A 19,082-nucleotide genomic window follows, 5' to 3' on the forward strand; every position below is an offset into this window, starting at 1 on the left:
GCGGCGGCGCGCGCGGGGGGCGCGGACGGCGCCGCAGCGTCGACCGGCGGCGGGGCGAGGGGTTCGTTCGAGTCGTTCATGATGGGTTCGAGGTCGGAGTCGGGCGAGTCGAAGGGAATCGGCACGGGGCGGCGATCACGGCAGCACGGGCGTGTCCTGCGCACGGCGCGCGGCGGCCGCGTCGCGGCGCCGGTCGAGCCACGCATGGGCGAAGCCGAACACGACGGGCACGAACAGCAGCGTCGACAGCGTGCCGAATGCCAGCCCGCCGATCACCGCACGGCCGAGCGGCGCGTTCTGCTCGCCGCCGTCGCCGAGCCCGAGCGCCATCGGCAGCATGCCGATCAGCATCGCCAGCGCGGTCATCAGCACCGGGCGGAAGCGGCTGAAGCCCGCGTCGAGCGCGGCCTGCCACGGCGGCGCGCCGCCGGCGATCAGCTCGCGCGCGGTATTGACCACCAGAATGCTGTTCGCGGTCGCGATGCCGATGCACAGGATCGTGCCGGTCAGTGCGGGCACCGACAGCGTCGTATTCGTGACGAACAGCATCCACGCGATGCCCGCGAGCGACGCGGGCAGGCCGCTGACGATCACGAGCGGGTCCGTCCACGACTGGAAGTTGACGACCATCAGCAGGTACACGAGCGCGATCGCGAGCACGAGGCCGCTCAGCAGCCCCGCGAACGACTGGTGCATCGCCTGCACCTGGCCGCGCAGCACGATCGACGAGCCGGGCGGCAGTTGCGCGCGCGCCGCATCGACGAGCTTCGTCACGTCGGCGGTCACGCCGCCCAGGTCGCGGTCCTGCACCGACGCGAAGATGTCGAGCACCGGCTGCACGTTGTAATGCGACACGACCGCCTGCTCCTGCGCGCGCGAGAAGGTGCCCAGCGTGCCGAGCAGGTTCTGCGCGGGCGAGCCCGCTGCCGGCCCGCCCGCGGGCGTCTGCGGCGACTGCGCGGCAGCCGGCATCGGGATGTTCGCGAGCGATTGCAGCGAATCGACTTCGTATTGCGGCGTCTGCACCAGCACCGGATAGCTGACGCCGTTGCTCGGGTTCAGCCAGAAGTTCGGCGAAGTCTGCGAGCTGCCGGACAGCGCGATCAGCAGGTTCTGCGACACGTCGCGCTGCTGGAGTCCGGCCTGGATCGCCTTGGTGCGGTCGACGTCGACGTTGATCGCGGGCGCGTCGCCGGGCTGCTGGATACGCGCGTCCACCAGGCCGCGCACGCCGCGCAGCTGCGCGAGCAGCCGGTTGGCGACCGCCCGGTTCTGGTCGAGCTTGTTGCCGACGATCTGGATGTCGATCGGCGCGGGCAGGCCGAAGTTGAGGATCTGGCTGACGATGTCGGCCGGCAGGAACGCGAAGCTCACGCCCGGAAAATCCCGGTTCAGCACGTTGCGCAGCCGCGCCACATACGTCGCGGTCGGACGGTGGTTCGGCTTCAGCGTGATCATCACGTCGGCGTCGCCCGCGCCGATCGGGTCGGACGAGTCGTAGGTCAGGTTGATCCCGCTGACCGGCACGCCGATGTTGTCGAGAATGCCGGCCATTTCATGCGCCGGAATCACCGCGCGCACCCGCGCCTCGACCTGGTCGGTCAGGCGCGCGGTCTGCTCGATCCGTGTGCCGGTCGGTGCGCGCAGGTGCAGCCGGATCTCGCCGGTATCGACCGACGGGAAGAAATCCTGCCCCGCGACCGCGAACAGGCCGGTGGACGCCGCGCACGCGAGCAGGAACGCGGCCGCGAAGCGGCGGCGATGCGCGATCGCGGCCGACAGCAGCGCGCGATAGCGGGCGCGGACCGACTCGAAGCCGTGTTCGAAACCGGCCTGGAACCGCGCGAAGCGGGCGAACATGCCGCGCAGCGGCCGGCCGTGGCCGCCCGCGCGCATCAGCACCATCGCCAGCGTCGGAATCAGCGTGCGCGAGAAGAAATACGACGCGAGCATCGCGAAGATCACCGCTTCGGCCATCGGCACGAACAGGTAGCGCGCGACGCCGGTCAGCAGGAACATCGGCGCGAACACGATGCAGATCGACAGCGTCGACACGAAGGTCGGCACCGCGATCTCGCCGGCGCCGGTCAGGATCGCTTCCTCGAGCGGTGCGCCGCGTTCGAGATGATGCGTGATGTTCTCGATCGCGACGGTCGCGTCGTCGACCAGAATGCCGACCGCCAGCGCGAGCCCGCCGAGCGTCATGATGTTGATCGTCTCGCCGAGCGCGGACAGTGCGCACAGCGACGTCAATACCGCCAGCGGGATCGTCACGGCGATGATCAGCGTCGCGCGCCAGCTGCCGAGGAACAGCAGGATCATCAGCGCGGTGAGACACGCGGCGATCAGCGCCTCGCGTGCGACGCCCTGGATCGCCGACTTCACGAACACCGACTGATCGCCGAGCGGCGTGATCTGCAGCGCCTTCGGCAAGCCGGCCGCGATCTTCGGCAGCATGGCCTTCACCTGGCCGATGATCGTCAGCGTCGATGCGCTGCCGCTTTTCTCGACCGTCAGCAGCGCCGCACGCTTGCCGTCGCTGCGCACGATGTTGGTCTGCGGCGCGAAGCCGTCGACCACGTGCGCGACATCGCGCACGTAGACCACGTTGCCGCCGACCGTCTTCACCGGCAGGTTGTTCAGCGCGGCGACCGTCTGCGTGCTGCCGTTCATCTGCACGTCGTATTCGCGTGTGCCGATCTTCGCGGTGCCGCCCGGCAGGATCAGGTTCTGCGCGTTGATCGCGTTGACCACGTCGATCGGCGCGAGCCCCTTGGCCTGCAGCGCGCGCGTGTTCAGGTTGACGACGATCTCGGGCACCTTGCCGCCGAACGGCAGCGGCACGGCCGCGCCCTGGACGGTCGCGAGCTGCGTGCGGATGAAGCTGTTGCCGAGATCGTAGAGGCTTTGTTCCGGCAGCGTCTTGCTCGACAGGCCGAGTTGCAGGATCGGCACCGTCGACGCGTTGTACGTGATGATGTTCGGCGGCAGCGTGCCGGGCGGCAGGATGCGCAGGATCGACGCGGAATTGCTCGCGGCTTCCGCGATCGCGCGATTGATGTCCGCGCCGGGGTGGAAGAAGATCTTCACGACCGACACGCCGTTGAGCGACTGCGACTCGATGTGCTCGATGTCGTCGACGTCGGACGTGAGCGCGCGCTCGTAGTTGGTCGTGATGCGCTTGGCCATGTCCTCGGCGGAAAAGCCGTTGTACGACCAGACGATGCTGACCACCGGTATGTCGATGTTCGGAAAGATGTCGGTCGGTGTGCGCAGGATCGCGAGCGCGCCCGCGATGAAAATCAGCAGCGCGAGCACGACGAAGGTATAGGGCCTGCGCAACGCCAGCCGGACGATCCACATGATGTTGTTCCTCGAAGCAGAGCAGGGCGCCGCACTCGATGCGACGAGCGTGCAGTCTGCCGGCGCGGCGTTGACCCGACCCTGACCCGAAGATTACGAAGCCGTTATCTGCATGCCGGCCGGCGGATTTCAAAACTGTCATCCGGCGGTCAGCGTCCTTGCCTGTTGCGATCACCAGAATGAATGCGTCGGGCGGCAATCGCATCCGCGACTCCGCCGGCGGCGCATCGACGATGCGTCCTCATCGAACCGTTTCGGGAGTTTCATCATGAATCGCAGACTGACGGCAGCCGCTGCGCTGCTCACCGTGGCAATCGGCATGCCGGCCGCCGCGTTCGCACAGACTTCGACGTCCGGCCTGACGCGCGCCGACGTGATCGCTGACCTGATTCAGGCACAACGCGACGGCACCGTGCCCGCGCCGAACTGGGACTATCCGCCGAGCGCGCAGACGATCGCACGCAATCGCGAGCTCTATGCGCTCGCGCACGGCGAGCAGCGCACCACGACCGCAAACGCGTCGGCGGCCGTACCGGCCGCCACCGCACAATGAGCCGGGAGCCGGACGATGAAGCGCCTGTCCCGACTCGCGATCGCCGCGCTGCTCGCAGCGGCGGTCGCGCCGGCCTTCGCGCGCGGGCAACCGCAATTGCCGGACGACAGCGGCGGCCGCGCGAGCGTGCTGAACCAGCTGAATCCGACGCGCGCAGCCGACGACCGGCAAGCGGCGGCCACCGATGTCGCGGCCGCACAAGCGCAGCCCTGCTCGACATCGGCTCAACGTCACGATGCCGGCCGCTGATCGCCGCGGCCCGCTCCGGTATCCGCGACGCGTACGGCGCACGCGGGCCGCGCACGACTATGCGCCGCCGAGCTGCGCCTGCGCGTCGTCCAGCGCGGCGAGAAAGCCGTCGAGCGTCGCGCCTGGCTCCGCACCCTGGCGCGTCACGCAATGGAACGACGAGCAATACGCGAGTTGCGCGGGACGAATCGCGCGCAGGCGGCCCTCGGCCACCCACGCGGCCGCGTAGTGGGTCGGCAGGTAGCCGATGAAGGTGCCGCTGAACACGAGCGTCGCGATCGCCTCCATCGTATAGGCGTTCGTGCAGTGATCGAACACGAGCCCGTGCGGCCGCCGGCTCTCTGCCATATAGCCGCGCCCGACATAGTCGGCCGCGCAGATCTCGTCGAGTTCGGGCTCGGCGGCGCCGCGTTCGAAGAACGGGTGCTCGCGCGCGCAGTAGAGGTTCTGCTCCTCGCGGAACAGGAACTGGTATCGCAGCCCGGACAGCCGATGATGAAACGCGCCGACCGCGAGTTGCAGGCGTGCTTCGAGCACCGCGTTCTCGAGTTCGTCCGGGCGTTGTGTATGGAGGTTGATGCGCACCGCGGGCGCGCGCCGGCGAAACAGCCGGATCGCGAGCGGCAGCGGCGCGCAGGGCTGGCCGACCACGCCGTCGACGCAGCCGAGGTTCAGCGTCTCGCGATCGCGGCCGCCGAGGCCGCTGACCTGTTCGCGAAACCGCTCGATATCGCCGAACAGGCCCTGCGCGGCCTCGTACAGCTCCTGTCCTTCGTCGGTGAGCTGGAAGCCGCTGCTGCCGCGCCGGCACAGCGAGTAGCCGAGGCGCACCTCGAGGTCGCGCACCAGCACGCTCAGGCGCGACAGGCTCGTGTTCAGGCGCACCTGCGCGGCGGTGAAGCCGCCTGCCTCGACGATCGCGCAGAAGGTGCGCAGCAGGCGCAGGTCGACATCGGAAAGATTGCCAAGCATCGGGAGCGCTCGCGACAGTGGGGCAAACCTCGTTTATAGCCCGGCCGGCGTCGTCGCGCGAGATCCCGTGCCGTATCGTTCAGCGCCGCCGCGAAATCGCATCGGCGAGGATGCACAGCAGCTCGAACATCATCGTCGCGCCGACCAGCGCGGTGGCGCCGCCTGCATCGAACGGCGGCGACACCTCGACCACGTCGGCGCCGACGAGGTTCAGCCCCTGCAGCCCGCGCACCAGATGCTGCGCTTCCAGCGTCGTCATCCCGCCGATTTCCGGCGTGCCCGTGCCGGGCGCGAATGCCGGATCGAGCACGTCGACGTCGAAACTGACGTAGGTCGGCTCGCTGCCGACCACGCGGCGTGCTTCGGCGAGCGTAGCCGCGACGCCGAGTGCGGCGAATTCCTCCATCGCAATCACGCGGATTCCGCAGTCGCGCGCGAACGCTTCGTCGTCGGCCGAGTACACCGAGCCGCGGATGCCGATCTGCACCGTGCGCTTCGGATCGAGCAGGCCTTCCTCGATCGCGCGCCGGAACGGCGTGCCGTGCGTATAGCGGTTGTCGCCGAAATACCGGTCGTTGGTGTCCGAATGCGCGTCGAAATGAACCATGCCGATCGGCCGCCGCGCGGCCAGTGCGCGAAAGATCGGCAGCGTCACCAGATGATCGCCGCCGACCGACAGCGGGACCGTGCCGGCGTCGTCGATGCGCCGGTAGAAGCGCTCGATCCGCGCCAGCGAATCGAGCAGGTCGATCGGGTTGGTCGGCGCATCGCCGAGATCGCCGACGCGCACGAGATCGTACGGCGCGATGCGGCTCACGTGGTGCACGCGACGCATCAGGCTCGACTGGTTGCGCACTTCGCGCGGGCCGTGGCGTGCGCCCGCACGATTGGTCGTGCCGCCGTCCCACGGCACGCCGACGAGCGCGATCTGTACCTGCGCCGGATCGTCGAACACCGGCAGGCGCATGAAGGTCGGGATGCCGGCGAAGCGCGGGATGTCGGCGGCGTCGAGCGGTTGCGGAAAGTCATCGGTCATCGGAGGCTCCTGGTTGGGGAAGGCGGCGCGGGTCAATCCGACTGCGGTTCGAGTGCGGCGGCGGGCCGGCCGGCGAGGCTGACCGCGACGAAGACGGCGAGGCTGGCCGCGAGGCCGTAGACGATCGGCGTCGTCGCGAGCACGCCGTCGCGCGCCATGAAGACCACCACCACGCCGCAGCCCGCAACGATGCTCGCGATCGCGCCGCGCGCGGTCGCGCGCCGCCACAGCAGCGCGCCGACGATCGGCACCAGCAGGCCGCCGACGAGCAGGTTGTACGCGATGCTCAATGCGGCGATCACGTCGTTCACGACACACGCGAGCGCCAGCATCGCCACGCCCATCAGCAGCGTGAACATGCGGCTCTCGCGCAGGCTGCCGGCCTTGCCGGCGCACAGGAAGCGCGCGTACACGTCTTCCTGCAGCACGGTGGCGGCCGCCAGCAGGCAACCGGATGCCGTCGACATGATCGCCGACAGCGCGGCGGCCACCACGATGCCGCGCAGCCCCGTCGCGAGCACCTGGCGCGTGACTTCCGCATACGCATTCTCGGGTACCGCGAGATCGGGAATCAGCACGCGCGCGGCCGCACCGATCAGCGCGCAGGCCACGCCGTACAGCATGCAGTAGATGCCGGCGCCGAGGCCCGCATAGCGGACGACGGTCTCGCTGCGCGCGGTAAACACGCGCTGCCAGATATCCTGGCCGATCAGCGCGCCGAAGAAATACAGCAGGAAGTACGTGACGATCGTGTCCGCGCCGATATGGCCGAGATCGAAGAAGCCGGCCGGCAGCACGGCCTGCATCCGCGCGAGGCCGCCCGCGTCGTGGATCGACAGCGGCAGCAGCACGAAAAAGATGCCGATTGTCTTGATCACGAACTGGATCACGTCGGTGAGCGTCAGCGACCACATGCCGCCGATCACCGAGTAGACGATCACGATGCCGCCGCCGCACAGGATCGCCGGGATGCGCGGAACGTCGAACACCACCTCGGTGACCGAGCCGATCGCGATCGTCGCGGTGACGGCCACCATCAGGTCGTACGCGACCATCACGATGCCGCCGATCAGCCGTGACGACGCCTGGTAGCGCTGCTCCAGCACCTGCGTGACGGTATAGACCTTGAGCCGCGCGATCTGCCGCGAAAACACCAGACTGAGGACGATGATGCCGAGCCCGAGCATGAACACGAGCCACAGCCCGGACAGTCCGTACTGGTAGCCGAGCTTGACCGTGCCGATCGTCGATGCGCCGCCGAGCACCACGGCGGCCATCGTGCCGAGATAGAGTCCGGGGCCGAGGCGGCGGCCCGCGACGAGGAAGTCGTTGCGGTTGCGCGCCTTGCGCATCCCGTACCAGCCGAGCGCGAGCATCGTCAGCGCATAGACCAGCATGACCAGGTAATCGAGCAGCATGATGGGGATCTCCGTTTGCCTGTCGTCGTTCTGGCGACCTTCCGCGGCCGCGTTCGCGGAGTCTGCGGCGTCGTGCGCCGCGGCGGAATTCCCGGCTCGACAACTCAAGTTTCCCGGGCGATAAAGTGGCCGCCCCGCGGCGCGCCGGTGTTGCGGCGCAACGATGCACGTCCGCTCGCGTGCACGGCGCGTGCGTCATGCACAAACGGATCGCGATGCGGCAGTGCGGCGGGGCGTGGTCCGCATCGAGCTGCGCCGTGCCGGCGCGACCGATCCACCTGCGCTCAGTCGGCCGGGTCGAGCGCCGCACCGGATTGCCGCATGCACGGATCGGGCCGCCCGGCCGTCGAACCCGCATCGGCCGCAGCCGACTCCTGCCGGACGGTGTCGAACGCAACCGCCTGCAGCCTGACCGCGAGGTCCGGCGCGATGCCGAGCTGCGCGGCCGTCTGCTCGCGCGGGCCGAGCGTGCGGACGTCGACGCCCGCGATCTGCTGGAACAACACGAGCGCGCTCAGATACGCACCGGCGACACCCGGATGCAGGTAGTCGGGCCGCGCGATCGGCGGGTCGTTCTGCGCGCGCAGGCCGTACCAGAGCAGCGGCGCGCCGGAGCGCGCATCCGGATCGGGATCGGCGACGCCGGTCGCCCATGCGCGCTGCCACGCGCGCCCGACCGGCGCGACGCCTGCGATCGCGGGATCGCCGTGGCGTGCGGCTTCGTAGGCGTCGCGATATGCGTCGGCGATTTCGGCGAGACGCTCCAGATAGCGCGCATGGAAACCGTCGCGGTCCGGCTCGCCCGCGAGCGTTCTGGCGAGATCGGCGCGCGGCCAGGTTTCGTACAAGTAGACGCGGGCATGCGGTGCGGCGGCCCGGATGCCGCGCGCCAGCGCCGCAACGCTCGCGCAGAAGCCGGCCGGGTCGCTGGCGCGGCTGTGCGTCAACGCGAACGGCAGCGGCTTCGCGCTCAGCTCCTGCAGCACGACCGCGTCCCAGGTCGGGCGGTCGATCACGTCGGACGCGACCCGCACATGTCGGGCGAGACTCGTCGCCGACATCGCTTCGAGATGCACGTCATAGTCGAGGCCCGACTCGAGCGCAAAGCGCGCGAACAGGCCCGGAATGCCGCCCCACGGTCCCGGTTCGCGTTCCGCGCGGGCGCCGGCCTGTCCGAAGTTTTCGTCGACGACCGATGCGGTGCCGCGCACGGATGGCTTCGACGTGCTCGCGCCGTATGAACGTACGGGCGTATAGCGGCCATGCGTGAGGCTGTCGCCGACGAAGAGGATGCGTTGCGGGGCGGGGGATGAAGGCGCATCCGGAAGCGATCCGGCCGTCGCGGGCCCGGCAAACAGCCAGACCGCGATCGAAGCAAGTGCCGCGGGTAACAAGCGACCGAAGCCTCGTCGTCCGCCGCGCCGAAGCGGTCCGAGTGCCTGTGTTTCGCGATCTATTGGACGAACCTGGCATTCGGCAACGCCCACGAGCCGATCCTGACGAAGCTCGAAGCGATGGGCTATCCGGAACGTCACCACGATCCATCCGACGAGCGCCAGGCGCTCGTCGGCCTGACGAAAAGCGGCCGCCGCATGCGGGAAACGGGGCTCGACATGAGCCTCGTGGAAGCGACCGGGTCGAAACCCGACGAATGCGCGAAGATGCGGCGGGCGATCGTCACGCTGCGCGGGAACCTGATCCGGTCGACCGAGGAACAGATGCAGGAATAATCGCCGGCGAGGGGCAGGGCGGCCGGTCTGCCCGGGCGTTCGCTCAAATGAGCTCGACCTCGACGAAGACCACTTCATGGTCGGTCGCGTTGACGACGTTGTGCTCGACGCCTTTCAGCCCCGCGTAGCTTTGCCCCGCATGCAGCTGCGATTCCCGGTTGCCTTGTGCGGTCTCGAGCAAAAGCCGTCCGTTCGTTTGCGGGACCACCACATAGTCGTGCCCGTGAACATGCCAGCCGGTCTCGGCGCCCGGCGCAAATCGCCATTCGGTGACGATCACGCGTTCGTTCGATACCTGTTGCGTCGGCACGGCTTGCGGACGTTGCATGGTTTTCTCCGGGAAGAGTTGGCGGCGACATGTGTCGTGTCGGATAACCGGCAGGTTACCTCGACACGCACGCGATCGATTATCCGGGGAAGTGCCGGCATCGACGATGACGTTCCGCCGATTCGAGCCATTCGTCGATCGTTCCCGTTGCTGAAGCAGGTCGTTCGTCACGCGCGTGCTGCCTCGTGCCGCGGCTGCCGGACCGGTGCCGAGGAAGCCTGGGGAGAAGGGCGCAGCGGGCGAAGTTTCCATAAAGCGAATGAAGTCATTTTCATTATTTCGCTTTCTACAAAGCAACGTCTCTTCTAACCTTGCCGCACCCGATCGCAAGCGGCGCGTCCACGGCCGGCCGCCTGCGCGGACCACGAGCACAATCGAAACGGAGACCCTACGTGTCGCGCGCCAGCCCCCTTGCCACTGCCACGGATTCCCGGCCGACCGGAACCCTCGCGAACCTCCGGTCCATCTTCAGCGGATCGGTCGGCAACCTCATCGAGTATTACGACTGGTACGTCTATTCGGCGTTTTCGCTGTACTTCGCGAAGGCGTTCTTTCCGAACGGCAACCTGACCGTGCAGCTGCTGAATACGGCGGCGATCTTTGCCGTCGGTTTCATCATGCGTCCGATCGGCGGCTGGCTCGTCGGCATGTACGCCGATCGCAAGGGCCGCAAGGCCGCGCTGCTCGTGTCGGTGCTGGCCATGTGCATCGGCTCGCTGATCATCGGCCTGACGCCCGGCTACGACACCATCGGCATCGCCGCGCCGGTGCTGCTGGTCACCGCGCGACTGCTGCAAGGGCTGAGTCTCGGCGGCGAATACGCGAGTTCGGCGACCTACCTGAGCGAGATGGCCGACCGGTCCAGCCGCGGCTTCTATTCGAGCTTCCTGTTCGCGACGCTGTCGCTCGGCCAGTTGCTCGCGATGGGCGTGCTGGTGGTGCTGCAGCAGTTTTTCCTGACCACCGCGCAGCTCGAGAGCTGGGGATGGCGCATCCCGTTCCTGCTCGGCTCGCTGCTGGCCTGCAGCGCGATCTTCCTGCGCAGCAACATGCAGGAAACGGCATCGTTCGAGCAGCATCGCCAGAGCAAGCGCCGTCACGCATCGATCGCCGACCTGTTCCGCCACAAGCGCGAATGCCTGATCGTGGCCGGCCTGACGCTCGGCGGCACCGTCGCGTTCTATGCCTATACGACCTACATGCAGAAATTCCTCGTCAACAGCGCGGGGATGAGCAAGGCCGACGCGTCGATGGTCTCCGCGATCAGCCTGCTGGCGTTCGTCGTGATGCAGCCGGTGTTCGGCAGCCTGTCCGATCGCATCGGCCGCCGACCGCTGCTGATCGCGTTCGGCGTCCTCGGCACGCTGTGTACCGTGCCGATTTTCCAGGCGCTGCGCGGCGTTCAGACGACCGGCAGCGCACTCGCACTGATCGTCGCCGCGCTGCTGATCGTCAGCCTGTATTCGTCGGTCAGCGCGGTGGCCAAGGCCGAACTGTTCCCGGTCGGCGTGCGCGCGCTGGGCGTGGGCTTGCCCTATGCGATCACGGTATCGCTGTTCGGCGGAACGGCCGAATACGTCGCGCTGTGGATGAAGAGCATCGGACACGAAGCGTGGTTCTTCTACTACGTGTCGGCCTGCGTGCTCGTGTCGCTGCTGTGCTATCTGTGGATGCCCGATCCCCAGCGCGTGTCGCGCATCGACGAAGCCTGACGACAGCCCCATCCGGCGCGGCGCCCATGCCCGACACGGGCGGCGCGTCGCGCGTCAGCGGAAATCCGCGTACTGCCGCACCAGCGACAGCATCGACGGAATCAGCCCGCGCACGTCGCCGCGGCGCCACTGGAACGCATACGGAAGCGGCGCCAGCGGCGGCTCGCTCGTCAGCTGCACGAGGTCGCCGCCGAGCCGCGCACGCGCCCAGTCGACGGGCAGGAAGCCGATGCCGACGCCTTCGCGCAACATGCCGGCCACCGCGCTCCAGTTGTTGCACGCGATCCTGCGCGCGTGATTGATTCCGCACGCCAGCAGCCAGTCGTCGAGAATGCGCGTCACGCCCGAACCGGAGGGCAGCAGCACCAGCGCATGACGGGCGATCAGCGCCGGCGTCAGCGCGCGCTCGCTGCCGACCAGCGCCTCGGCCGCCATCCACGCGAACCGCGCTTCGGCGACCGGCTGCGACAGCACGCTGCCGCGCGACGAACGCCCCGCGATCACCGCGAAGTCCAGTTCGCCCGCATCGACTTTCTCCTCCAGCGCCGCCCCCACGTCGACATACGGCTCCAGCGCCAGCTTCGGATGCTGTTTCTGGACCGCCGCGACGAAACGCGGCAGCCACGTCATGGCCGACAGCTCGCCGACCCCGAAACGCAGCCGGCCGCTCAATCCCTCGTCGCGGGCGACCGAGTCCTGCAGCGCGGCGACGGACTCGAGCACGCGCACCACGGCGGGCAACAGCGCCTCGCCGTCGTCGGTCAGCACGGCCCGATGGCCGCTGCGGTCGAACAGCGTGCGTTCGACGACCTGTTCCAGTTCGTTGATGCGCTTGGACAACGACGACACCGACAGATGAAGCCGTTGCGCCGCTGTCGAGAAGTTTGCGCAGGTCGCCGCCCAGTAGAACGCGTCGAGCTGCTTGAGAGTCGGAGTCGCCATGATATTTCGCTTTTATCGAACAAATTCATTGGAAGATTATCGCTTTTTATGAACCTCGTGGATCCCTAGAATCGGCGCATCGATTCGACAACAGGCTGCAGAAATGACCTCGTCCGCCTCATCCCTTCCCGCCGCAAGCCGCCCGCAGGCCGCCATGCGCACGCCGCGCGTACTGCGCAAAATGCTGAGCCTGCATGATTTCGAGGCCGAGGCGCGCCGCGTGCTGCCGCGCCCGATCTTCGGCTATGTCAGCGGCGCGGCGGAAGACAACCGCACCCGCGACGACAACCGTGCCGTGTTCGACGAGTACGGGTTCACGACGCGCGTGCTGCGCAATGTTTCGCAGCGGCAGCAGACGGTCGAGCTGTTCGGACGACGTTACGCGTCGCCATTCGGCATCGCGCCGATGGGCATCCATGCGCTGTCGACCTATCGCGGCGACATCGTGCTGGCGCGCGCCGCGCAGCGCGCGGGCATCGCGTCGATCATGAGCGGCTCGTCGCTGATTCCGCTGGAGGAGGTCGCCGCCGCCGCGCCGGGCACGTGGTTCCAGGCCTATCTGCCCGGCGACACCGACCGCATCAGCGCCTTGCTCGAACGCGTCGCGCGTGCCGGGTACCGGACGCTGGTCATCACGGTCGACATCCCCGTGTCCGCCAATCGCGAGAACAACGTGCGCACCGGCTTCACCACGCCGCTGCGCCCGGGGCCGCGCCTGTTCTGGGACGGCATCACGCACCCGCGCTGGCTGGCGGGCACCTTCGCGCGGACGCTGCTCGCGCACGGCATGCCGCATTTCGAAAACTCGTTTGCGACGCGTGGCGCGCCGATCCTGTCGTCGACGGTGCTGCGGGATTTCTCCGCGCGCGACCATCTCGACTGGGGACATCTGGAGCGGATCCGGCGGGAATGGAAGGGCGAGCTGGTGATCAAGGGCATTCTCAGTGTGGACGACGCCGTCATCGCGCGCGACGCGGGGGCCGACGCGATCATCCTGTCCAATCACGGCGGCCGCCAGCTGGACGGCGCGGTCTCGCCGATGCGCATCCTGCCCGACGTGGTGCGGACGCTCGGCGCGGATTATCCGGTGATGATCGACAGCGGCTTTCGTCGCGGATCGGACGTGCTGAAGGCCGTCGCGATGGGCGCGCGCATGGTGTTCGTCGGGCGGCCGTTCAATTACGCGGCTGCGGTGGCCGGCGAAGCGGGCGTACTGCATGCGATCGGCCTGTTGCGTGACGAGGTGGACCGGAACATGGCGATGCTGGGGGTCGAGCGGTGCAGTGAGTTGACGCCTGACGTGCTGATTCGGAAAGGGTGATTTGAAAAAATTATGCTCTTGTACGGATAACTTTTCTTATCACAATAGCATCGTTCTCTTGCGAAACTCGTCCATCGAGAAACGCGTCTGAGCACAGGTTGAGGGTCGGTTGATTGCGATTGGCGAGCGGGCAGGGGACGGCGAGGACTGAAGGTCGGCGCCGCAGCGCTCATACAGGTGCCTGCGAACGGCGTGCGCACGACGCGATCGCCGCATCGCTGTCATAATCCGCGCATCCGACGGCAACGGGTGCCGACGGATACGCTTCGTCCATCCCCATGTCCGACCTGTTTTCGCCTGAACCGCGCCGGCCGCTGGCCGACGCGCTGCGTCCCGCGTCGCTCGACGACGTGATCGGGCAAACGCATCTGCTCGGCGCGGGCATGCCGCTGCGCCGCGCGTTCGAATCGGGCAAACCGCATTCGATGATCTTCTGGGGCCCGCCCGGCGTCGGCAAGACGACGCTGGCGCGGCTCACCGCGCAGGCATTCGATTGTGCGTTCGTCGCGTTGTCCGCGGTGCTCGGCGGCGTCAAGGACATTCGCGCCGCAACCGCGCGTGCACAACAAGCGTTCGACGCAGCAGGGCGCCGCACGATCGTGTTCGTCGACGAGATCCACCGCTTCAACGACACGCAGCAGGCTGCGCTGCTGCCGTCCGTCGCGTCCGGTGCCGTGATCTTCATCGGTGCGACGACCGAGAACCCGAGCTTCGAGGTCAATCGTGCGTTGCTGTCACGTGCGCGCGTTTACGTGCTGAAACCGCTCAGTGAAGACGAACTGCGCTCGCTGTTCGACCGGGTGCGCGGCATTGCGCTCGGCAAACTGTCGTTCGACGATGACGCACGCGACACGCTGGTCGCTCACGCGGACGGCGATGCGCGGCGCTTCCTGAACCTGCTCGAACAGGTGCGCACGGCAGCCGAGTCGGCGGGCCTCACGACGCTCGACGCCGGCTTCATCGCACGCACGACGACGAGCGGCGCGCGTCGTTTCGACAAGGGCGGCGAACATTTCTACGATCAGATTTCAGCGCTGCACAAGTCGGTGCGCGGCTCGAACCCGGACGCCGCGCTGTACTGGCTTTGCAGGATGCTCGACGGCGGCACCGACCGCCGCTACCTCGCGCGCCGGATCGTCGCAATCGCGTACGACGATATCGGCCTGGCCGATCCGGCCGCGCTCCGGATCGCCAACGACGCGGCCAGGACCAGCGACCGGCTCGGCGCGCCCGACGGCGACCTCGCGCTCGCACAGGCCGTGCTGTATCTCGCGTGCGCGGCGAAAAGCAATGCCGGCGGGATGGCGCTCATGCAGGCGAGGGCGTTTGTGCGGCAGGACCGGCCGCGTGAGGTGCCCGCGCATCTGCGCGACGTGCCGGACGAGCTGACGCCCGCGCTCGGGCGGGCATACCGGAATCCGCACGACGCGCCTCATGGCTACGCGGCCGGCGAAAGCTATCTGCCGGACGGCATGCAGGCGCCGTACTGGTACCGACCGACTTCGCGCGGCGTCGAGGCCGGGATCGCCGAGCGGCTCGACGCGTTGCGGCGGCTGGACCGCGACGCTGTCAGCGGAGCTTTTTCGCGTACTCGATGAAGCCGGTGCGGGTCGCCAGCGCGTCGTACAACGCGCGCGCGGTGGTGTTGGTGTCGTGCGTGAGCCAGTAGACCTCGCTGGCACCATCGGCCCGCGCGCGTTCGCAGACCGCGTCGATCAATGCTCGACCGACGCCGCGTCCGCGCGCGTCGGCGGACGTGAACAGGTCTTCCAGATAACAACGGCGCGCGATCGTCCAGCACGAGCGGTGATAGAGCGCGTGCACGAGGCCGAGCAGCGTGCCGGCCGCGTCGAATGCGCCGAGCCCGAACATCGGCTCGTGAGGATCGTGCAGGCGCGCCCACGTCGTCGCGAAGACGTCTTCGCTCAACGCGACTTCGTAGAACGTCTGATAGTCCTTCCACAACGTCCGCCAGGCGGCTTCGTCCGCCGCTTCGAGCGGCCGGACGTGGAGCAAATTGGATGTCAACACGGGATGATCGTCACGCAAGGCCCGGGACGGGCGATTCGATACGGGTTCGCGCCGCGGTATTCGGTCGGCTGCACGATCGGCCGGAGCGCTGACTCATGGCTGACTGGTGTTCGTGGTGCGGTCGGTTTCCTGGAGGGGCCGTCGATCGGACCGGATGCACTCGGCAAAGACCGGTTCGGCAGGCCGCCCCTCGGGGGGAGTCGATTGTAGCGCGCAGCGGTCGTGGTCTTGTTGGTCCTGTGATATTCCGCAATCGCTCGCTGTCTCGGCGGGCAGGCGTGTAGTCGCTCCTGCTTGAATCTTCGTCAATTTTTGTGAGATTGAATCGGGAAAACAACATGGTTGTTTGCCGACCGCCGGATTGTGTCGCGAATTTGCTATGCTTCCGTCACAAATCGGTAGTGCGCCTGTGCTTTGAAGCCCGCCGCGCGACCGAAGATCCAATATGCGTTGAACAATATTGAGAGAGTGGCTGTGTCAATAAGCGAAACAATAAGCAGCTTCGCATCGGGGGCGGTCGACTGGAATCGTCGGCCTGTCGCTTTGAATTTCGGGAGGGCGCAAGGCACGTTGGGGCGCCTGCTTGCGCTGCAGCATGCGCGCGTGCATGAGGGGCTGATGACCGGTATCCACGGCCATTTGACCTGCGTGTCGCCTCGCAACGATTTGTCGCCGCGGTTATTCCTCGGCGTCCCCGTCTCGCTGCGGCTCGTTACCGACCGCGGCCAGTTACACGTCGTCAACGCGATCATCCGGGACGTTCAGATAGGCCAGAGCGACGGCGAGCTGTGCGTGTACCAGCTCACGGTCTGCGACGCTTTGTCATTGATGGACAAGCGCACCAACTCTCGCGTGTTCCGGCAGAGCAGCGTCATCGACATTCTTGCGACGCTGTTCAACGAATGGCGCCAGCGCAGTCCGGCGCTGGCGGCCGCATTCGAATTCGACCTGTCTCACCTGAGTCGTGACCGGTATCCAGCACGCGAATTGACCCGGCAGGTCAACGAATCGGACGCGCAGTTCGTGCGCCGCCTGCTGCGCCGCGAGGGCATTACGGTGTTCGCCCGATCCGGCTCGGCCAAGGACGCACGTAACGTCCACGACGATACACCCGTGCATACGCTCGTATGCTGCGACGACCCGGCCTCCCTGCCGGAAGCCCCCGCCGGGGTTGTACGCCTGCATCCGCGCGACGCCGGCACCGAAGAGCGCGACACGGTTACGCTTTTCGCGCTGCGTCAGCAGTTGGCCCCCGGCAAGGCCGGCCGCCCGTCGTGGGACTACAAGAAGGCTCGCATCGATGAGTCGGTGGTCGCGACAAGCGTCGATCAGGGCGAAGCCGGCAACGATCTCGCACAGCTGTTGACCGACATCGCGATCGACATCCCGCATGCCGGCGACTCGTGGGACGATCACGAACGTCTCACGCGCGCCCGGATGCTCGCGCATCAGTTCGAGGCCGAGCGCTACGACGGCGTGAGCGGCGTACGCGATCTGGCCGTGGGTGCATGGATCACGCTGGCCGGCACGCCCGAATGGGACATGCAGCCGGCCGACCAGCGGCAGTTCGTGATCACCTCGATCGACCACGATGTGTGGAATAACCTTCCCCAAGGCCTGACCGAGCGCGTGCAGGCGCTGTTTGCCGCGAGCCGGAATCTTGCCTTTCCGTCGCCGCCACGGCCGTCGACTGAGACGGCCGAATCCGATACGCGCTACGAGAACCGCTTTACCTGCGTACGCCGCGGCGTGCCGCTCACGCCCGCGTACGATCCGCGGATCGACCTACCGCCCGTTCATTTGCTGACCGGCACGATCGTCGGCCAGGAAGGCGAGGAAGTGTTCTGTGACGCCGACGGCCGGGTGCGCGTGAGGATCCACGGTCTGGATCCGGCGGACCACGCGCACGCGCAGGGTGCGGGTACGAACGACAATGCCGGCGACAGCGCGCCGATCCGGGTCGGGGCGAGCCTCGCGGGCGGTAGCTTCGGCGCGCTGTTTCTGCCGCGTGTCGGCATGGAAGTCTTGATCGGCAGCCTTGGTGGCGATCCGGACCGCCTGGTTATCATCAACGTGCTGAGCAACGGCGTGAACCCGCCGGCGGCCTTCACTCACGTCGGCAGCCTTCCCGGCAACCGCTACGTGTCGGGAATCAAGACCAAGGAAATCAAGGGGCGCCGATATAACCAACTGCGCCTCGACGATACGCCGTCGCAAATTTCGGCGCAGTTGGCGAGCGAACATGCGCATTCCCAGCTGAACCTCGGGTATCTGACACAGCCCCGTCAAGACGGTCGCGGCCAGGATCGCGGCGAGGGCGCCGAACTGCGCACCGACGCGGCGGCCGCGTTGCGGGCGGCACAAGGCATCCTCTTGACGACCTACGCCCGCTCGCAGGCAAGCGGTGGCCAGCTCGATCGCGACGAGCTGCTGCAATTGCTGGGCGAATGCACCGAGCTGTTCAAATCCTTGGGCGATTACGCGGGGCAGCACGGCGGACAGGCGACCGATACGGCCGGGCAGCAGGCGCTCGCTGCCGCGTTCAAGGGCTGGACGGCCGGCGGCGGTTCGAACAGCCACGCCGGCGCTCCCGACGGCTCGCAGGCATTGATGGCCTTTGGTGCGCAGGCCGGCTCGGTAGCAATTACACCGAAGACGCATGTCACCTATGCCGGACAGAACATCGACCAGGTCGCGCAGCAGCATGTCCAGCTGACCAGCGGCCAGCGCATCAACCTGCATGGCGGTCGCGGCGTTGCGATGTTTGCGCACAGCGACGGCGTCTCGGCGATCGCGAATCAGGGCAAGGTGACGTTGCAGAGCCAGAACGACGACACGCAGATCGACTCGGCGAAGAACATCCAGTTCACGGCGGCGGGCGGCAAGCTGGCCGGCATGGCGAGTGATCAGGTGGTTTTCACGACATCCGGCGGCGCCTACCTGAAACTGCACGGCGGCGACATCGAACTGGGATGTCCGGGCACGTTCACGGTGAAGTCCGCCGGACACTCATGGCAGGGGCCGGCGAGCATGAGCACGGACATGCCGAAGTTCGATCATGCGCCGCTCGGGCGCGTGCCGAAACTCGTACGGGCGACCGATGGACAAGCCGTGGAAGGTATGCAGGCGGAGATCACGAAAGCATCGGGCGAGGTGGTAAAGGGACAGTCCAACGCTGCGGGCAAGCTTGCCCCCATCCAGAGCAACCAGTTCGAACCGTTCGTTGTGAATTTCTTCAAGAACAAAAGCTGACCGGGGATAAGAATAATCATGGCAGACACAGCCGATACAGCACCGGCTAGTCCGGTTGCATCCGAAAACAATCCGTCGATGCAGGACGCTGCGAGCGACGGTGGCGGCCTCGATCCGCGCACGCCCTCAGGCGAAACGTCGTCGGGAGGCAGTGACGATTCGCAGAATCGCTATC

At 67.3% G+C, this 19,082-nt stretch carries 14 protein-coding genes and 1 pseudogene; 7 read left to right on the forward strand and 8 right to left on the reverse strand.

Annotation, left to right across the window (positions count from 1 at the left end):
* Positions 1–135: 135 nt before the first annotated feature.
* Entirely contained in the window at positions 136–3,363 is a 3,228-nt protein-coding gene (locus tag BST28156_RS31465; protein WP_174904278.1) for an efflux RND transporter permease subunit, read from the reverse strand.
* 268 nt (positions 3,364–3,631) lie between these two features.
* On the opposite strand from BST28156_RS31465, the gene BST28156_RS31470 reads away from it, so the two are divergent.
* Both BST28156_RS31470 and BST28156_RS31475 read left to right on the forward strand, forming a co-directional pair.
* Entirely contained in the window at positions 3,632–3,916 is a 285-nt protein-coding gene (locus tag BST28156_RS31470) for a DUF4148 domain-containing protein (RefSeq protein WP_060243996.1), read from the forward strand.
* A gap of 15 nt (positions 3,917–3,931) precedes the next feature.
* Positions 3,932–4,165, forward strand: coding sequence for a hypothetical protein (locus BST28156_RS31475; protein ID WP_174904279.1), 234 nt, complete (start codon positions 3,932–3,934; stop codon positions 4,163–4,165).
* A 57-nt stretch (positions 4,166–4,222) separates the two neighbouring features.
* On the opposite strand, the gene BST28156_RS31480 is transcribed toward BST28156_RS31475, so the two are convergent.
* The 4 genes from BST28156_RS31480 to BST28156_RS31495 form a co-directional block, all read right to left on the reverse strand.
* Positions 4,223–5,137: a LysR family transcriptional regulator gene (locus BST28156_RS31480; RefSeq protein ID WP_060244001.1), complete on the reverse strand. Its 915-nt coding sequence runs from the start codon at positions 5,135–5,137 to the stop codon at positions 4,223–4,225.
* Between the two features lie 79 nt (positions 5,138–5,216).
* The gene (gene speB / locus BST28156_RS31485; RefSeq protein WP_174904280.1) at positions 5,217–6,173 is read right to left on the reverse strand and encodes an agmatinase; all 957 of its coding nucleotides are present in this window, start codon (positions 6,171–6,173) and stop codon (positions 5,217–5,219) included.
* Positions 6,174–6,205: 32 nt separating this feature from the next.
* Entirely contained in the window at positions 6,206–7,591 is a 1,386-nt protein-coding gene (locus tag BST28156_RS31490) for a sodium:solute symporter family protein (RefSeq protein ID WP_174904281.1), read from the reverse strand.
* A gap of 284 nt (positions 7,592–7,875) precedes the next feature.
* Positions 7,876–8,802, reverse strand: coding sequence for a hypothetical protein (locus tag BST28156_RS31495; RefSeq protein WP_254596455.1), 927 nt, complete (start codon positions 8,800–8,802; stop codon positions 7,876–7,878).
* A 228-nt stretch (positions 8,803–9,030) separates the two neighbouring features.
* On the opposite strand from BST28156_RS31495, the gene BST28156_RS31500 reads away from it, so the two are divergent.
* Complete coding sequence (locus BST28156_RS31500) at positions 9,031–9,321, forward strand: winged helix DNA-binding protein (RefSeq protein WP_174904289.1); 291 nt, start codon at positions 9,031–9,033, stop codon at positions 9,319–9,321.
* Between the two features lie 43 nt (positions 9,322–9,364).
* Here the strand turns inward: BST28156_RS31500 and BST28156_RS31505 are convergent, their stop codons facing one another.
* Complete coding sequence (locus tag BST28156_RS31505; protein ID WP_174904290.1) at positions 9,365–9,649, reverse strand: cupin domain-containing protein; 285 nt, start codon at positions 9,647–9,649, stop codon at positions 9,365–9,367.
* A 392-nt stretch (positions 9,650–10,041) separates the two neighbouring features.
* Here BST28156_RS31505 and BST28156_RS31510 point away from each other — a divergent pair, with 392 nt between their 5' ends.
* The gene (locus BST28156_RS31510) at positions 10,042–11,361 is read left to right on the forward strand and encodes an MFS transporter (RefSeq protein WP_060244010.1); all 1,320 of its coding nucleotides are present in this window, start codon (positions 10,042–10,044) and stop codon (positions 11,359–11,361) included.
* Between the two features lie 54 nt (positions 11,362–11,415).
* On the opposite strand, the gene BST28156_RS31515 is transcribed toward BST28156_RS31510, so the two are convergent.
* Positions 11,416–12,303: a LysR family transcriptional regulator gene (locus tag BST28156_RS31515; RefSeq protein ID WP_060244012.1), complete on the reverse strand. Its 888-nt coding sequence runs from the start codon at positions 12,301–12,303 to the stop codon at positions 11,416–11,418.
* 103 nt (positions 12,304–12,406) lie between these two features.
* On the opposite strand from BST28156_RS31515, the gene BST28156_RS31520 reads away from it, so the two are divergent.
* Positions 12,407–13,624, forward strand: coding sequence for an alpha-hydroxy acid oxidase (locus BST28156_RS31520; RefSeq protein ID WP_174904283.1), 1,218 nt, complete (start codon positions 12,407–12,409; stop codon positions 13,622–13,624).
* Between the two features lie 278 nt (positions 13,625–13,902).
* Positions 13,903–15,222 carry a replication-associated recombination protein A gene (locus tag BST28156_RS31525; RefSeq protein ID WP_174904284.1) on the forward strand — a complete coding sequence of 440 codons (1,320 nt, stop codon included), beginning with the start codon at positions 13,903–13,905 and terminating at the stop codon, positions 15,220–15,222.
* Here the strand turns inward: BST28156_RS31525 and BST28156_RS31530 are convergent.
* Positions 15,194–15,631 (reverse strand): annotated as a pseudogene (locus BST28156_RS31530) (GNAT family N-acetyltransferase); the annotation flags it as partial. The gene BST28156_RS31525 and the pseudogene BST28156_RS31530 sit on opposite strands and share 29 nt — an antisense overlap.
* A 498-nt stretch (positions 15,632–16,129) precedes the next feature.
* Here BST28156_RS31530 and BST28156_RS31535 point away from each other — a divergent pair.
* Positions 16,130–18,907, forward strand: coding sequence for a type VI secretion system Vgr family protein (locus BST28156_RS31535; RefSeq protein WP_174904292.1), 2,778 nt, complete (start codon positions 16,130–16,132; stop codon positions 18,905–18,907).
* Positions 18,908–19,082: the final 175 nt, after the last annotated feature.

This window comes from Burkholderia pseudomultivorans (assembly GCF_902499075.1).
In the GTDB taxonomy this organism is placed as follows: Bacteria; Pseudomonadota; Gammaproteobacteria; order Burkholderiales; family Burkholderiaceae; genus Burkholderia; species Burkholderia pseudomultivorans.

What these genes read in the sequence shown, in the direction of transcription:
- BST28156_RS31465 (WP_174904278.1), bottom strand. Translation starts at nt 3,363, where the DNA reads ATGTGGATCGTCCGGCTGGCGTTGCGCAGGCCCTATACCTTCGTCGTG.
- BST28156_RS31470 (WP_060243996.1), top strand. Translation starts at nt 3,632, where the DNA reads ATGAATCGCAGACTGACGGCAGCCGCTGCGCTGCTCACCGTGGCAATC.
- BST28156_RS31475 (WP_174904279.1), top strand. Translation starts at nt 3,932, where the DNA reads ATGAAGCGCCTGTCCCGACTCGCGATCGCCGCGCTGCTCGCAGCGGCG.
- BST28156_RS31480 (WP_060244001.1), bottom strand. Translation starts at nt 5,137, where the DNA reads ATGCTTGGCAATCTTTCCGATGTCGACCTGCGCCTGCTGCGCACCTTC.
- speB (WP_174904280.1), bottom strand. Translation starts at nt 6,173, where the DNA reads ATGACCGATGACTTTCCGCAACCGCTCGACGCCGCCGACATCCCGCGC.
- BST28156_RS31490 (WP_174904281.1), bottom strand. Translation starts at nt 7,591, where the DNA reads ATGCTGCTCGATTACCTGGTCATGCTGGTCTATGCGCTGACGATGCTC.
- BST28156_RS31505 (WP_174904290.1), bottom strand. Translation starts at nt 9,649, where the DNA reads ATGCAACGTCCGCAAGCCGTGCCGACGCAACAGGTATCGAACGAACGC.
- BST28156_RS31515 (WP_060244012.1), bottom strand. Translation starts at nt 12,303, where the DNA reads ATGGCGACTCCGACTCTCAAGCAGCTCGACGCGTTCTACTGGGCGGCG.
- BST28156_RS31520 (WP_174904283.1), top strand. Translation starts at nt 12,407, where the DNA reads ATGACCTCGTCCGCCTCATCCCTTCCCGCCGCAAGCCGCCCGCAGGCC.
- BST28156_RS31525 (WP_174904284.1), top strand. Translation starts at nt 13,903, where the DNA reads ATGTCCGACCTGTTTTCGCCTGAACCGCGCCGGCCGCTGGCCGACGCG.